The organism is Nocardioides flavescens, from assembly GCF_009823805.1.
In the GTDB taxonomy this organism is placed as follows: domain Bacteria; phylum Actinomycetota; class Actinomycetes; order Propionibacteriales; family Nocardioidaceae; genus Nocardioides; species Nocardioides flavescens.
Map to the genome: position 1 here is coordinate 1 of NZ_WUEK01000016.1, position 14,403 is coordinate 14,403.

Here is a 14,403-nt window from a genome sequence, read left to right on the forward strand (position 1 = left end):
ACACCGCCCTCAAAGGCAAGTCACCCATCGACCTCGTGCCCAACCTCCCCGGACACAACAGCTAGCGCGCCTCCTCAACCAGCGGTGGTCAGGTGCCGCTGAACTCTCCGCCCAGAACGGGCGGCCGGGACAGGGCCCTGCAGGCTCAACCACCGATGAGGGGACCGTGCGTCGGAGAGATGAGCAAGAACGGTCGGGTGCAGAGGCGCCCGAGCCGGACAGACTGCTCCCATGACGAGTCGCAGAACAGGCGACGTCCCGCGTGACCGGCTGCGCGAGCTTCTCGACGCGGTGCTCGACGAGGACCGCACCGACCTCGGCAGGATGGCGGCTGGGGCCTTCTCCTCGCCGTTCCACTTCACCCGGCAGCTCTCGCGCGCGACAGGGGAGTCGCCGGTCGCGATGAGGCGCCGCGTCGAGCTCGAGCGGGCCGCCTGGCGACTGGGCAGGGGCGCGACGGTGACGGAGGCGGCGCTCGGCGCTGGGTTCGACTCGGTCGACGGGTTCTCGCGCGCGTACTCCCGGCACTTCGGCCATCTGCCCAGTGCTCCCGCTCCCGGTGGGAGTCGCGTCTCGGCGACCGACCACTGGCTCCCGGCCCCCAACGGCATCCACTTCCACCCGCCGACCTCGCTGTGGCTGGAAGCGCACAGCGGCGGGGAACGCGCCGGCCCTGACGCGACCATCTGGCTGATGCTCCACCACGACCTCGAGGACACGGCCCTGCTCCTCGAGGCCGCAGCCGACGTCTCCGAGGACCGCTACCGCGCCGCGCGGCTGCCGGGGCTGCGCGTGGTGCTCCACGGCGAGCCGGAGCCGTCGCTGGCCGCGCTCCTCGCGGGCCTGGTCACGGCCCGGGAGGTCTGGGTGGCGGCGCTCGTCGGCGCGGAGCCACCGGTCGGGGCGGCTGACGACCCCACCTCGCTGGCGGCGCGGCACGACGCCTCGGCCGAGGCGTGGGTGAGCCTGCTGCGCGAGCTGGACCGTCGAGACGCCTGGGACGACCGCTTCGTCGACGCGCTGTGCGTGCCGCCAGAGTCGTTCACCCCCGCGGGGGTCGTCGCGCACGTCCTGACCTTCGCGGCCGTACGCCGCGGCCTGGCGCGCCAACTGCTGCGCGAGGACGGACAGTGGCCGAGCGAGGGACTGGAGTCGGCCGCGGCGAGCGGGGACCCGATCAGCTGGATGAGGAACAGGCGGGGATGAGCACCATCTACTACGTCGCGAGCAGCCTGGACGGCTTCGTCGCCGACGAGCACGACGGCCTCGACTGGCTGCTCTCGCAGGACGTCGACGACACCGGGCCCCTCGGCTACGCATCGTTCATCGAGCGAGTGGGTGCCCTGGTGATGGGGTCGACCACCTACGGGTGGATCTGCGACCACCTCGGCGTCCACCCGGACGGACTGGGCGGGTCGTGGCCGTACGACGTGCCGTCGTGGGTGATGACGACGCGCGACCTGTCAGCCGGCGACGGAGCTGACGTCCGCTTCGCTCGCGGCGACATCCGTCCCGTCCACGCCGCCATGGTCGCCGCGGCCGGTGACCGCGACCTGTGGGTCGTGGGCGGCGGAGCGCTCGCCTCGGCGTTCGCGACCGCGGGCCTGCTCGACGAGATCGTCGTCGCGGTCGCGCCGGTGACCCTCGGGGCCGGGCGGCCGCTCCTGCCCGGACGTCACGACCTCGAGCTGCTCGAGGTGGCGCGCAACCGGGCCTTCGCCTGCGCCAGGTACGCCGTGCGCGGCTGACCCGTCAGTCCGTGACCGGCTCGACGCGGGAGAGCCAGCGACCGAGCAGCTCGGCGAGCAGCTCGCGGTCGCCGGGATCGAGCTCGGTCAGCAGCCGCTCCTCGTTGGCCAGGTGCTCGGCGAAGGCCGCGTCGATGACGCGGCGACCGGCCTCGGTCAGGCGGACGACCCGGCCGCGGCCGTCGCCGTCGTCGCGGGTGCGGCTCACGAGGCCGTCGCGCTCGAGCCGGTCGAGGCGCTTGCTGACGGCACCGCTGGTCACCATCGTGTGGGCGGCGAGCTCGCCGGGGGCGAGGGCGTGGTCGGGTCCGCTGCGTCGCAGGGTCGCGAGGACGTCGAACTCGCCCTCGCCCAGACCGTGGCGTCGGTAGACCGTGAGCAGCTCCTCGGTCAGCAGCACGCCGAGGCGGTGCAGCCGGCCGATCACGCCGAGCGGGGAGACGTCGAGATCGGGGCGCTCGCGCGCCCAGGCGGCCTGGATGAGGTCGACGCGGTCCACGGGACTGGACGATACCTTCCACGGAAGGCATTATCTCTTCCGTGGAAGACAAGAGGTTGAGGTGGTCGCTGGTGACCGCGGTCGCCCCCGTCGCCTGGGGCTCGACGTACGTCGTCACGCACCAGCTGCTGCCGCCGGACCAGCCGTTGACGGGCGCGGCGCTGCGGGCGCTGCCGGCCGGGCTGCTGCTGCTCGCGCTGGCGCGCCGTCGACCTCGCGGCGCGTGGTGGTGGCGCTCGGCGGTGCTGGGCGTGCTCAACGTCGGCCTCTTCTTCTGGCTCGTCTACCTCTCCGCCCAGCTGCTGCCGTCCGCGGTCGCCGCGACGGTGATGGCGACCTCCTCGGTGGTGCTCGCCCTGCTCGCGTGGCTGCTGCTCGGCCAGCGACCCGCGGTGGCGCACCTCGTCGGAGGGGTCGTCGGTGTCGGCGGGGTCGCGCTGCTGCTCCTCGGCGGCGCCGGCAGCGGGGCGGAGCGGATCGACCCGGTCGGCGTGGTCTGCGCCGTCGCCGCGATGCTCTGCTCCTCCCTCGGCTTCGTCCTCGCCCGCCGCTGGAGCGGCGGCGCCGACCTGCTGGCCACCACCTCGTGGCAGCTGCTCGCCGGTGGGGCGGGGCTCGCCGTGGCCGCCGCGGTGTCAGGCGACGGCTGGCCGCCCCTCGACGTCCCGACCGCCCTCGGCTTCGGCTACGTCACCGTCGTGGCGACGGCGCTCGCCCTCGTCTGCTGGTACGCCGGTCTGCGGCACCTGCCCACGAGCACGGTGGGCCTGGTCGGGCTGCTCAACCCGCTGACGGGTGTGGCCCTCGGGTGCCTGGTCTTCGGCGAGGTGCTCGGTGCGCGCCAGTGGCTCGGCGTGGTGCTGGTGGTGGGCGGCGTGCTCCTCGGCCAGCGCGCATCACGCGGCGGGGAGCGGGGTACTCCCCGGCATGGCTCCTCGCCGCGTCCTGCCGCGCCTCGCCCTGCCCTCGCTCGCCACGACGGCTCTGGTCGTCACCGCCCTGGTCGCCCCGGTGGGTCCAGCGACGTCGGCGCCGTCCCGATCGGCGCAGCCGCAGCTCCAGCGCGCCGCTGAGGCGAAGCCGCAGTCGACCGGCCCCGCCAAGCGCGCGACGGTGAAGGGCAGGGGCGGCGCCGTCACCTCGGTCGACCCCTACGCCTCCCGCATCGGGCTGAAGGTGCTGCGCCAGGGCGGCAACGCCGTCGACGCGGCGGTCGCCACCGCCGCGGCGCTCGGCGTCACCGAGCCCTACTCCGCCGGCGTGGGCGGCGGCGGCTACTTCGTCTACTACGACGCGAAGACGCGCAGGGTCCACACCATCGACGGCCGCGAGACCGCACCTGCCGGGGTCACGCCCACGTCGTTCGTCGACCCCGCGACGGGCAAGCCCTACCCGTTCACGCCCGAGCTGGTCACCAGCGGCGTGGCGGTCGGCGTGCCGGGCACCCCGGCGACCTGGGCCTCCGCGCTCGACCAGTGGGGCTCGATGAGCCTCGGCGAGACGCTGGCTCCGGCGGCGGCTCTGGCGCGCAAGGGGTTCGTGGTCGACAAGACGTTCCGCAAGCAGACCCGCGACAACGCCGAGCGGTTCCGCACCTTCACCTCGACCAGCGCGCTCTTCCTGCCCGGCGGCAAGGCGCCGAAGGTCGGCTCGCGCCTGGCCAACCCCGACCTCGCGGCGACGTACGACCTGCTCGGTCAGCAGGGCACCGCGGCGTTCTACGGTGGCCCGCTCGCCGCCGAGATCGCGCAGACCGTGCAGGCGCCGCCGAAGAGCGGCGCCACCGACCTGCCCGTGCCCGTCGGCACGATGACCACCGCCGACCTCGCGGGCTACCAGGTGCGCAACCAGGCGCCGGCGAAGACCCGCTTCCGGGGGATGAAGGTCTTCGGCATGGCGCCGTCGTCCAGCGGTGGGCCGACCGTCGGCGAGGCCCTCAACATCCTGGAGACCCAGCGGCTCGGGCGGGTCTCGCCGGTCCAGGCGCAGCACCGCTTCCTCGACGCGACGCACCTCGCCTTCGCCGACCGCGGCGAGTACATCGGCGACCCCGCCTTCGTCGACGTGCCGCTGAAGGACCTGCTCAGCCAGCGCTACGCGGACGAGCGGGCCTGCCGCATCGACCCGCGCAAGGCCCTCGCGCTGCCGACCGACCCCGGCAGCGTGTCGTCGTACGACGGCCGCTGCGGCGGCGGCACCAGGGCCCCGTCGCGCGAGGCCACGGACACCGAGAACGTCTCGACCACCAACCTCACCGTCGCCGACAGGCGGGGCAACGTCGTCGAGTACACCCTCACCATCGAGCAGACCGGCGGCTCCGGCATCGTCGTGCCCGGACGCGGCTTCCTGCTCAACAACGAGCTGACCGACTTCACGACCGTCTACGACGCCGACGACCCCAACCGGCTCGCCCCCGGCAAGCGCCCGCGCAGCTCGATGTCGCCGACGATCGTGCTCGACCGTCGCGACCGGCCCGTGCTCGCGCTCGGCTCGCCCGGTGGCTCGACCATCATCACGACCGTCCTGCAGATCCTGCTCAACCGCTTCGAGCTCGGCATGAGCATCGAGCGGGCCCTCGCCGCCCCGCGGGCCGCGCCCAACAACACGAACCCCGTGCTCGCCGAGCCGGCGTACGTCGAGCGCTGGCGCGGTCCGCTCGCCACGCTCGGCCACCGGATCCGGCCGATCGCGCCCGTCGGTGACAGCCTCGCCGAGATCGGCGCGGCCACCGCGATCGAGTTCGGCCCCCGCGGCCAGCTCACCGCGGTCGCCGAGCCCGACCGCCGCGGCGGCGGCGCCGCCGGGGTCGTGCGCCGCTGACGCCGACCCGTCTCGTCGTGCACGTGTGAGGGCGCCGACCCGTCTCTTCGTGCACGCTCAGGCGCGCCACCTCCGCACGCCCTACGCTGGACCGGTGACGACGCTGTCGGAGGACCGTGCCTCCTGGCCGACGATCGGCTCGCTCGACGAGCTGACCGACCTGCTCGGTACGCCGGGCGAGCGGGCCGCCACGAAGGGCCGGCCCGCGCTGCTGCCGGTGGACCGCGACTGGCTCGCGTCCTCGCCGTTCTGCGTGCTGGCGACGTCGGCCGCCGACGGCACCTGCGACGCCTCGCCGAAGGGCGACCCGGTCGGCCGGCTGGTGCAGGTGCTCGACGACACCACCGTCGCCATCGCCGAGCGGCCCGGCAACCGGCGCGCCGACGGCTACCGCAACGTGCTGAGCAACCCCCACGTCGGACTGCTCTTCCTCATCCCCGGCCGCGGCGACACGCTGCGCATCCAGGGTCGCGCCCGGCTGGTCGCCGATGCGCCGTTCTTCGACGACATGGTCGTCAAGGGCCACCGGCCCGTGCTGGCGATGGTGGTGGACATCGAGGAGGTGTTCTTCCACTGCGCGAAGGCGTTCCTGCGCTCGGGGCTGTGGAAGCCCGAGACCTGGGACCCCGAGGGGCGCGTGCCCCGGCGCGCCGTCATCGCCAGCCAGGTCGAGCCCGCCGGCATGGACATCGCCCAGCTCGACGACTACTACGACGAGTCCAACTACGAGCGCGGTCTCTATGCCTGAGTCGAGCATCGACCGCGCACGACAGACCTACCCCTTCGTCAAGGGTCACGGGACCGAGAACGACTTCGTCCTCCTGCCCGACCACGACGGCACGATCCACGGCGACCTGTCGGCCGAGCGGGTCCGGGCGCTGTGCGACCGCCGCGCCGGCATCGGCGGCGACGGGGTGATGCGGGTCGTGCGCAGCGCGGCCGTGGGCCGGCCGCTGTCGGTGGCGACGTGGTTCATGGACTACCGCAACTCCGACGGCTCGGTGTCCGAGATGTGCGGCAACGGCGTGCGGGTCTTCGCCCACCACCTCGTCACCGAGGGGCTCGTCGACGCCGCTGTGCCGGTCGTCGTCGACACCCGCGACGGCGTCAAGACCATCACCGTCGACACCGTCGCCGACGGCGGCGCGACGTACACCGTCGACATGGGGCCGGCCAAGGTCCTCGGCCAGACCACGGTCGGGGCGAACGGCGTCACCTGGCCCGCGCAGCACGTCGACATGGGCAACCCGCACGCCGTGGCGTTCGTGAGCTCGCTGCAGGTCGTCGGCACCCTGGTCGACCCGCCTGCACGCGACCGGGGGGTCTACCCCGACGGGGTCAACGTCGAGTTCGTGGTGCGCCGCGGCGAGCGGCACGTCGCGATGCGGGTGCACGAGCGCGGCTCCGGCGAGACCCGCTCGTGCGGCACCGGCGCCTGCGCGGTCATGGTCGCCGCCGCGCTGGCTGACGGCGCCCGACCCGAGGGCGACGACGTGACCTACCGCGTCGACGTACCCGGCGGCACCCTCCACGTCACCTGGACCGCCGACGAGCGCGTGCTGTTGACCGGTCCCGCGGTACTCGTCGCGAGAGGCACGACCGACCTCTGAGCCCGGGCCGCGTCGGGCCTATAGTCCGAAACATGGACATCAACGGATCCTCCGCTCTGGTCACGGGTGCTGCCTCGGGCATCGGCGCGGCCGTCGCCCGTCAGCTCGCCCAGCGCGGCGCGACCGTCGTCGTCGCCGACCTGCAGGCCGACAAGGGCGAGGCGCTCGCGGCCGAGATCGGAGGCGTGTTCGCGCGCGTCGACGTCACCGACACCGCCCAGATCACCGCCGCCGTCGAGGCCGCCGGTGAGATCGCGCCGCTGCGCGCCGTGGTCAACTCCGCCGGCATCGGCTGGGCGCAGCGCACGATCGGTCGCGACGGTCAGATCGACTCGGCCCACGACCTCGACGCCTTCACCCGCGTCATCGCGATCAACCTCATCGGCACCTTCGACGTCGTGCGTCAGGCCGCGAGCGTCATGAGCCGCAACGAGCCCGACGCCGACGGCCAGCGCGGCGCGATCGTCAACCTCGCCAGCGTGGCGGCGTTCGACGGGCAGATCGGCCAGGCGTCGTACTCCGCGTCGAAGGGCGGAGTCGTCGGCATGACCCTCCCGGTCGCGCGCGACCTGTCCGCCTCGGGCATCCGGCTCAACACCGTGGCCCCCGGCCTCATCGACACCCCGATCTACGGCGAGGGCGAGGACGCCGAGGCGTTCAAGGCCAAGCTCGGCGAGAGCGTGCTGTTCCCTAAGCGACTCGGCGTGCCCGAGGAGCTCGCGAGCATGGTCGTCGAGTGCCTGACGAACAGCTACATGAACGGTGAGGTCGTCCGCGTCGACGGCGGCATCCGCATGCCCCCCAAGTGAGCTCACCGGACCCCCAGGAGACCATCGCCCAGCCACCGGCCGCGGCGAGCACGCCGCTCACCCGACGGGGCGTCCCGACCGACCCCGACCTGCGGGTGCTCGCCCTCGCGACCCTGGTCAACCGCGCCGGCTCGGGCGCCTCGACGACGACGTTCGCCATCTTCTTCACCCGCGACGTCGGCATCGCGCCGACCACCGTCGGTCTGCTGCTGTCGATCGCGGCGCTGGTGGGGCTGCTCGGACAGGTGCCGCTCGGACACCTCGGCGACGTGACGGGTCCGCGGGAGCTGCTCCGCACCCTGACGATCGCCTCGGGCGTGGTGCTCCTCGGTCTCCTCGTCGCCCGCTCGCCGTGGGCGCTCGGGGTGGTCCTCGGCCTCGCGACCCTGCTCAGCTCCGGCTCGGGCGCCGTGCGCAACGGCATGATCGCCCGGATCGCGACCGGTGGGCGCGGGGTCGCGTTCAAGGCCTACCTGCGCGCGGTCACGAACGTCGCGATGAGCTTCGGCGCCGCCCTCGGCGGGCTCGCCCTGCTCGTCGACCGCACGTGGGTCTACCTCGCGGTGTTCGCCCTCGACGGCCTGTGCACCATCGCCGCCGGCCTGGTCGTCGCCCGGCTCCCGCACCTGACGCCGTCGCCGGCCCGGCTGGCCGGGGAGCCGCGGCTCGCCGTACTGCGCGACCGGCCGTACGTGCTCGTCACCCTGCTGACCGGCATCGTCGCGATGCACTTCGCGGTCATGGAGGTCGGCATCCCGCTGTGGATCGCCGAGCACACCGACGCGCCGACCTGGATGGTCTCGGTGCTGCTGGTGCTCAACACCGTGGTCGTGGCGCTCTTCCAGGTGCGGCTCAGTCGCGGCGCCGACGACGTCACCAGCTCGGCGCGCACGATGGTGCTCGGCTGCGCGTGGATCGCCGCCGGCTTCGCCGTCATCGCCGTCTCCGCGGGCGTGACCCGCTGGGTCGCCGTGGCCGTCCTGCTGGTCGGTGCGGGCACGCACGTCGTCGGCGAGATGGTCTCGAGTGCCGGCCAGTGGGGGCTCACGATGGGTCTGGCCCCGACCGAGCGCCAGGGGCAGTACCAAGGTTTCGCCGGCACCGGCTTCTCCCTGTCGAACGTCGTCGCGCCCACCCTCATCGTCTGGCTCTGCATCGAGTGGGGCTGGGAGGGCTGGCTCGTCATCGGCGCCCTCGTCCTCGCCTCCGGCCTCCTCCTCGTCCCCGTCTCCGCCTGGGCCCTGCGCACCCGCGAGCGCTACGGCGCCCTCTCCGCCACCGGCTGACGGCGCTGTCGTCGACAGTCGAACTTTCGGGACATGCCTACGTCCCGGATGTTCGACAGTCGAGGGTTTGCAGCCCCCTGGGTGACTGCAACCCTCGACTGTCGGGGGCCGCAGCCTCAGTCGACCTCGACGACGAAGTCGGCGCGTGAGGCAGCGGAGTCGACGAGGCGGGCGTTGGGCTCGTCGACGGTCTCGACCCAGGCGCGGGCGGCGTCGGGCGACTTGCCGGAGGCGACGTGGCGGGCGACGAGCCGGTCGCGCCGCACGGCGTCGTCGAGGCGCAGGTGCCACACGGAGTCGAGGCACTCGCGGACGGCGCGCCAGCGCGGCTCGTCGAGCAGCAGGTAGTTGCCCTCGGTGACGACGAGGCGCGCCTCGGGCGGGACGGGGATCGCGCCGGCGACGGGCTGCTCGAGGTCGCGCTCGAACGCCGGCGCCATCACGGTGTGGCCAGGTCGCGCGCGCAGCCGGGTCAGCAGGGCGGCGTAGCCCTCGGCGTCGAACGTCTCGGGCGCACCCTTGCGCTCGAGCAGCCCACGGCGGATCAGCTCGACGTCGGCGAGGTGGAAGCCGTCCATCGGCACCACCGGGCAGCCGTACGCCGCCGCGAGCCCCGCGCCCAGCGTCGACTTGCCCGCCCCGGGCGCCCCCGCGAGACCGAGCAGCACCCGCTCGGACGGGGCCGCGGCGCGGAGGAGGTCGTCGGCCCTGGCCCGCAGGTCATCGTCGAGTGGGCTCAGCGCCGCACCTTGACCTTCTTCACGGCGACCGGGGTGCTGCCGCCGGGCGCGTAGATCTCGAGTCGGAGCACGGTGACCTTGCCGCGCTTGACCGCCTTCAGGCCCTTCTTGGAGAGCTTGAGCCGGACGGCGCCCTTCTTGCCCGCCTTGACCGAGTAGGACTTCAACCCGGTGACGGCCTTGGGCTTCTTCTTCGACGTCGTCACGAGTCGCGCCTGGCCGGCGCAGCCGCGGGTGGCGTCCTTGGGGCAGGCCACGCGCAGCGCGACCTTGTTGCCCTTGACCCGGATCGGGGCCTTGCCGGCCTTGATCGTGCCGGGCACCGCGCCGTAGAGCACCGAGCCCTCGCCCGGGTCGACATTGGTGACCTGCAGGTCGGCGATGGACGTCTTGATGACGACGTTGTTGGTGGCGTCGGTGGCGTAGACCGCGCCGTCGCGGCCGAAGGCGATCGAGTTGGGCGCGTAGTTGCCGATCGCGGTCAGCGCACCGCCCGAGCCGTTGGGCGCGATGTGGCCGATGCCCTTGGCGGCACCGATCGAGGTGAACCACATGTTGCCGTCGGGGCCCTGGATGAGGGAGTTGATCGCGGTGCGGTCGCCGGTGTCGTACGACGTGACCGCGCCGCTGCCGGCGTCGAGGTAGCCGACGGAGCCCTCGCTGGGGGAGAAGGCGAAGCTGCCGCGCTGGTAGCGGCCGAACCAGATCGAGCCGACCGGGCCCGGCGCGATGGCGAACGGGTAGGCGGCGTAGTCGTTGACCGGGTACGTCGTGCCGCCGCCGGATGCGTTGATGCGGGTGAGTCCAGAGTCGGTGCGGCACCAGAACGCCCCGTCCGTCCCGCGCCCCAGAGCGTCGTTGCACTCGGGCGCGTTGGGCACGTCGCGGTAGCCGGCGTCGTTGGCCAGCGTCACGAACTGCTCGTTGAAGTTCATGGTGATCCACGCCGTGCCGTCCCCGGCCACACGGACTTCCTTGCCGTACGGGTACCCGCCGCCCGGCGCGCCCTGCGTGGCGCCGATGTGCAGGTCCCGAATGACGCGACCATCAGGTGCGAGGTGGCGTGCGTACTCACCAGAGTCATAGAGGATCCACACGCTCCCATCGGGCGCGACGTCGAGGTCCTCGGTCTGCGAGATTCCTGGCGAGGCGGCAGGAAGGGCGAACTCGCTGATCGAGCCGTCGGCGTTGACCCGGCCGACTTTGTTGGCCTCGCGCTCGACGAACCACAGGGTGCCGTCGGGCGAGGCCACGATGCTCTCGGCGCCCGAGGCGCTCGTCGGGATCGGGATGACCTGGGTCGCGGCGCTCGCGGACGGGGCGGCGGCCACCCCGAGGACGGCGAGCACGCCGAGGGTGAGCAGCAGGCTGGACACGGACGCGACGAGGCGCTGGCGCATGGAGGTCCCTGGGGAGGAGTGAACGAGGTGAGCCTCTGTCCTAACAGAGAAGGCCACCCGGAGGCGACCCCCCAAGGCGCGTTGATCGAGTCCTCGCGGTCGCCCGCGCGGCGTCGCATCGGACCTGGACGGCGTTGTCGTCGCCCGCCGTGACTCCGCCACGGCGGGCTCCTCCGCCTTGCCAGCTCCGCGCGACCCCACGCCTGCTCCCACGGGGACTCGATCAACGCGCCCAGGTGACGCCTGTGGAAAGGGCTCGTCGCCTGCTGGGCTCAGCGCCTACGCTGGACAGCACATGAGCAACGCACACGACTTCTCCCTCCACGACGAGCTCGAGGCGACCCGCGACTGGGTCGACGAGCCCGCTGACGACGCAGACCTCGCCGACGACGACCTCGACGAGTCGGTCGACCTCCCCAGCCTCGACGAGCCCGACCCCGAGGACGAGCCGACGGTCGGCGCGATGGAGCTGGCCGAGCGCCACGCCCTGCGCCGCGTCGCGAGCCTGTCGACCGAGCTCGAGGACATCACCGAGGTCGAGTACCGCAAGCTCCGCCTCGAGCGGGTCGTGCTGGTCGGCGTCTGGACCGAGGGCAGCGTCCAGGACGCCGAGAACTCGCTCGCCGAGCTCGCGTTGCTCGCCGAGACCGCGGGCTCGGAGGTGCTGGAGGCGATCTTCCAGCGTCGCCAGTCGCCCGACCCGGCGACCTACGTCGGCCGCGGCAAGGTCGAGGCGATCAAGGAGATCGTCCAGGCCACCGGCGCCGACACGGTGATCTGCGACGGTGAGCTCGCGCCCGGCCAGCTGCGCAACCTCGAGGACCGGCTCAAGGTCAAGGTCGTCGACCGCACCGCGCTGATCCTCGACATCTTCGCCCAGCACGCGAAGTCGCGCGAGGGCCAGGCGCAGGTCGAGCTCGCCCAGCTCAACTACATGAAGCAGCGCCTGCGCGGCTGGGGTGGCAACCTGTCGCGCCAGGCCGGTGGCCGGGTCGCCGCCGGCGCCGGCATCGGTGGCCGCGGCCCCGGTGAGACCAAGATCGAGACCGACCGCCGCCGCATCAACACCAAGATCGCCAAGCTGCGTCGCGACCTCAAGGAGATGAAGGGGACCCGCGACACCAAGCGCCAGCAGCGCGAGCGCCACCAGATCCCCGCGGTGGTCATCGCCGGCTACACCAACGCCGGCAAGTCCTCGCTGCTCAACCGGCTCACCGACGCGGGCGTGCTCGTCGAGGACGCACTGTTCGCGACGCTCGACCCGACCACGCGTCGTACGACGACCGCCGACGGCCGCGTCTACACGATGAGCGACACCGTCGGGTTCGTGCGCCACCTGCCGCACCAGCTGGTCGAGGCGTTCCGGTCGACGCTCGAGGAGGTCGCCGAGGCCGACCTCGTGCTGCACGTCGTTGACGGGTCCCACCCCGACCCCGAGGGCCAGATCTCGGCGGTGCGCGAGGTGTTCGCCGAGATCGGCGCCACCGAGGTGCCCGAGCTGATCGTCATCAACAAGGCCGACCAGGCCGATCCGCTCGTGCTCGGCCGCCTGCAGCGCGAGGAGCCGCACGCGGTCGTGGTCAGCGCCAAGACGGGCGAGGGCATCCGCGAAGCGCTCGCCCTGGTCGAGAGCGAGCTGCCGCGACCGGCGGTGGAGTTCACGGCACTGCTGCCCTACGAGCGCGGCGACCTGCTCAACAAGCTGCACCAGCACGGCGAGATCGACTCGCTCGAGCACACCGGCGAGGGCACGGTCGTCGCCGGCCGCGCCAACGCCGACCTCGCGGGCGAGCTCGCGGCCTACGCCGTCTGAGAGCGTCGGCGCTCGCTCGCCGCTCTGCGAACCACCCGGTTGAACTATTCGGATGTCAGCCGCGGCGGCGCAGACTTGTCCCGTGCTCTCTCGGGGTCTCGTCGTCGTGCGCTCACGACGCCGTCTGATCGTGCTGCTGGCGTTCGCGCTGGTCGCGACCGTCGTGGTCTCGGGAGTCCTCACGGCGCGCGCCTCGGGCGCGACGAAGTGCGAGCGGTTCGCCACCGGCTCGGCCCAGCGGGCGAAGGTCGTCACCGGCACCGGTGAGCGCGTCGTGGTGATCGGCGACTCCTGGTCGGCCGGTCTCGGACTGGCCCGCCCCGGCCAGTCGTGGCCCTCCCGTCTGGCCGGCGAGGTGCACGTCGCAGGCTTCTCCGGCTCGGGGTTCAGCGCGGGGGCCTCCGAGTGCGGGCGTCGGGCGTCGTTCGCGGCCCGCGAGCCGCAGGCGCTGCGCGGCGGCGCCGACCTCGTGGTGCTCGAGGGGGGTCTCAACGACGTCGACCAGCCGAGTGCGGCGATCGCCACCGGCTTCCGCCGCGCCGTCGCGGAGGCCGCGCCCCACCCGGTCGTGGTCGTCGGCCCCGCGTCCGCCCCGTCGCGGGCCCGCTGGGTGCCCCGTGTCGACGCGCTGCTCGCGCGACTGTCCGCCGAGGCGGGTGTCGACTACGTCTCGACCGCTGACCTGCAGCTGACCTACCTGCCCGACCAGCTGCACCTCACGCCGGCCGGCCACCGCGCCTTCGGCGACGCCGTCGCCCAGCGGATCGCCGCGCTGGGGCTCTGAGCTCAGAGTCCGGCCAGCTCCTTCAGCTCCGCCAGCACCGCGGGCATCCGCACGACCGGGGTCAGGTGACCGTCGTCCTCGGTCAGGTGCGCGACCGCGCCGGGCACGTGCTCGGCGAGCCAGGCGCCGTGGGCGTAGGGGACCATCGCGTCCTGCCGGCCCTGGTGGACCACGACCGGCACCCTGATGGCGGCGACGTCGAAGCCCCAGGGCCGCACGGCCGCCTGGCCGTCGTCGAGCACGCCGGCGATGCGCTGGGCGCCCGCGTGGTGGAAGGTCGCGGTCATCCACTCCACGAACCCGCGGTCCAGCACCTCCCGGTCGGCCGGCGGCAGCAGCCCGCCCATCGCGTCGGCGATGTCGTCGGCGTCGGCCAGCAGGATCGGGAGGAACTCGGTCTCGAGGTAGGCGGCGTACTCCTCGCGTCCGGCGGCAGCGGCGGTGTACTCCGCGACGTTCTCCTCGGCCATGCCGCTCATCCAGTCCAGCCCCTCGGCGTCGTACGGCGCGACCCCGGCGATCGAGACCGCGGCGCGGCACCGGTCGGGGAGCAGCGCGGCGCAGCCCAGGGCGCGCGGGCCGCCGCCGGACCACCCGGCGGTCACGAACTCCCCGACGCCGAGCGCGTCCAGGATCTGCACCGCGTCGGCGACGTCGTCGGCCATCCGGGGCTCGGGTCGCGGGCGGGCGGTGGAGGCGCCGTAGCCGGGACGCGACCAGGTGATCAGCCGCAGACCGGCGTCGCGGGCGGCGTCGTCGATGACCGAGAAGGGGACGGCTGCGGACGGCGACCCGCCGTGGAAGAGCAGGGGGAAGCCGTCGGGGTCGCCCCCGGTCAGCACCTCCAGCGATCGCCCGTCTGCCGTCTCGACCTGCTGGTAGCCCGTCACGGCA

14 protein-coding genes are annotated in these 14,403 nt (G+C 73.2%); 10 read left to right on the forward strand and 4 right to left on the reverse strand.

The window, feature by feature from the left end:
* Nucleotides 1–231 precede the first annotated feature (231 nt).
* Both GRQ65_RS20265 and GRQ65_RS20270 read left to right on the forward strand, forming a co-directional pair.
* Nucleotides 232–1,206 (forward strand): helix-turn-helix transcriptional regulator, encoded by a 975-nt coding sequence (locus GRQ65_RS20265; RefSeq protein WP_160879830.1) that lies wholly within the window; start codon nucleotides 232–234, stop codon nucleotides 1,204–1,206.
* Nucleotides 1,203–1,748: a dihydrofolate reductase family protein gene (locus tag GRQ65_RS20270; RefSeq protein WP_160879831.1), complete on the forward strand. Its 546-nt coding sequence runs from the start codon at nucleotides 1,203–1,205 to the stop codon at nucleotides 1,746–1,748. Before GRQ65_RS20265 ends, GRQ65_RS20270 begins: the two co-directional genes overlap by 4 nt.
* A 4-nt stretch (nucleotides 1,749–1,752) precedes the next feature.
* Here GRQ65_RS20270 and GRQ65_RS20275 read toward each other — a convergent pair whose 3' ends face one another.
* Nucleotides 1,753–2,247, reverse strand: coding sequence for a MarR family transcriptional regulator (locus GRQ65_RS20275; RefSeq protein WP_160879832.1), 495 nt, complete (start codon nucleotides 2,245–2,247; stop codon nucleotides 1,753–1,755).
* A gap of 71 nt (nucleotides 2,248–2,318) precedes the next feature.
* Between GRQ65_RS20275 and GRQ65_RS23100 the strand changes: the two genes are divergently transcribed.
* From GRQ65_RS23100 to GRQ65_RS20305, 6 genes are all read left to right on the forward strand, one after another.
* Entirely contained in the window at nucleotides 2,319–3,320 is a 1,002-nt protein-coding gene (locus GRQ65_RS23100; RefSeq protein ID WP_337191911.1) for a DMT family transporter, read from the forward strand.
* On the forward strand, nucleotides 3,259–5,067 hold the full coding sequence (gene ggt / locus GRQ65_RS20285; RefSeq protein WP_337191924.1) for a gamma-glutamyltransferase: 1,809 nt from the start codon (nucleotides 3,259–3,261) through the stop codon (nucleotides 5,065–5,067). Before GRQ65_RS23100 ends, ggt begins: the two co-directional genes overlap by 62 nt.
* A 94-nt stretch (nucleotides 5,068–5,161) precedes the next feature.
* Nucleotides 5,162–5,815, forward strand: a complete 654-nt coding sequence (locus tag GRQ65_RS20290) for an MSMEG_1061 family FMN-dependent PPOX-type flavoprotein (protein ID WP_337191912.1) — start codon at nucleotides 5,162–5,164, stop codon at nucleotides 5,813–5,815.
* Nucleotides 5,808–6,677 (forward strand): diaminopimelate epimerase, encoded by an 870-nt coding sequence (dapF, locus tag GRQ65_RS20295; protein ID WP_160879834.1) that lies wholly within the window; start codon nucleotides 5,808–5,810, stop codon nucleotides 6,675–6,677. The genes GRQ65_RS20290 and dapF overlap by 8 nt, the downstream gene beginning before the upstream one ends.
* Nucleotides 6,678–6,709: 32 nt before the next feature.
* Nucleotides 6,710–7,486, forward strand: coding sequence for an SDR family NAD(P)-dependent oxidoreductase (locus GRQ65_RS20300; RefSeq protein ID WP_160879835.1), 777 nt, complete (start codon nucleotides 6,710–6,712; stop codon nucleotides 7,484–7,486).
* Complete coding sequence (locus GRQ65_RS20305; RefSeq protein ID WP_160879836.1) at nucleotides 7,483–8,772, forward strand: MFS transporter; 1,290 nt, start codon at nucleotides 7,483–7,485, stop codon at nucleotides 8,770–8,772. Before GRQ65_RS20300 ends, GRQ65_RS20305 begins: the two co-directional genes overlap by 4 nt.
* 116 nt (nucleotides 8,773–8,888) lie before the next feature.
* Here GRQ65_RS20305 and GRQ65_RS20310 read toward each other — a convergent pair whose 3' ends face one another.
* Both GRQ65_RS20310 and GRQ65_RS20315 read right to left on the reverse strand, forming a co-directional pair.
* A complete protein-coding gene (locus GRQ65_RS20310) occupies nucleotides 8,889–9,512 on the reverse strand; it encodes a nucleoside/nucleotide kinase family protein (protein WP_160879933.1) in 624 nt (207 codons plus the stop codon).
* Nucleotides 9,509–10,912, reverse strand: a complete 1,404-nt coding sequence (locus GRQ65_RS20315; RefSeq protein ID WP_160879837.1) for a Vgb family protein — start codon at nucleotides 10,910–10,912, stop codon at nucleotides 9,509–9,511. The genes GRQ65_RS20310 and GRQ65_RS20315 overlap by 4 nt, the downstream gene beginning before the upstream one ends.
* 295 nt (nucleotides 10,913–11,207) lie before the next feature.
* Here GRQ65_RS20315 and hflX point away from each other — a divergent pair, with 295 nt between their 5' ends.
* Nucleotides 11,208–12,725: a GTPase HflX gene (gene hflX / locus GRQ65_RS20320; protein ID WP_160879838.1), complete on the forward strand. Its 1,518-nt coding sequence runs from the start codon at nucleotides 11,208–11,210 to the stop codon at nucleotides 12,723–12,725.
* An 82-nt stretch (nucleotides 12,726–12,807) separates the two neighbouring features.
* Nucleotides 12,808–13,509 (forward strand): GDSL-type esterase/lipase family protein, encoded by a 702-nt coding sequence (locus tag GRQ65_RS20325; RefSeq protein WP_160879839.1) that lies wholly within the window; start codon nucleotides 12,808–12,810, stop codon nucleotides 13,507–13,509.
* 2 nt (nucleotides 13,510–13,511) lie between these two features.
* Here the strand turns inward: GRQ65_RS20325 and GRQ65_RS20330 are convergent, their stop codons facing one another.
* Nucleotides 13,512–14,399, reverse strand: coding sequence for an alpha/beta fold hydrolase (locus GRQ65_RS20330; protein WP_160879840.1), 888 nt, complete (start codon nucleotides 14,397–14,399; stop codon nucleotides 13,512–13,514).
* Nucleotides 14,400–14,403 lie beyond the last annotated feature (4 nt).

Coding starts and splice junctions, on each gene's coding strand:
- GRQ65_RS20265 (WP_160879830.1), top strand. CDS start 232: ATGACGAGTCGCAGAACAGGCGACGTCCCGCGTGACCGGCTGCGCGAG.
- GRQ65_RS20270 (WP_160879831.1), top strand. CDS start 1,203: ATGAGCACCATCTACTACGTCGCGAGCAGCCTGGACGGCTTCGTCGCC.
- dapF (WP_160879834.1), top strand. CDS start 5,808: ATGCCTGAGTCGAGCATCGACCGCGCACGACAGACCTACCCCTTCGTC.
- GRQ65_RS20300 (WP_160879835.1), top strand. CDS start 6,710: ATGGACATCAACGGATCCTCCGCTCTGGTCACGGGTGCTGCCTCGGGC.
- GRQ65_RS20315 (WP_160879837.1), bottom strand. CDS start 10,912: ATGCGCCAGCGCCTCGTCGCGTCCGTGTCCAGCCTGCTGCTCACCCTC.
- hflX (WP_160879838.1), top strand. CDS start 11,208: ATGAGCAACGCACACGACTTCTCCCTCCACGACGAGCTCGAGGCGACC.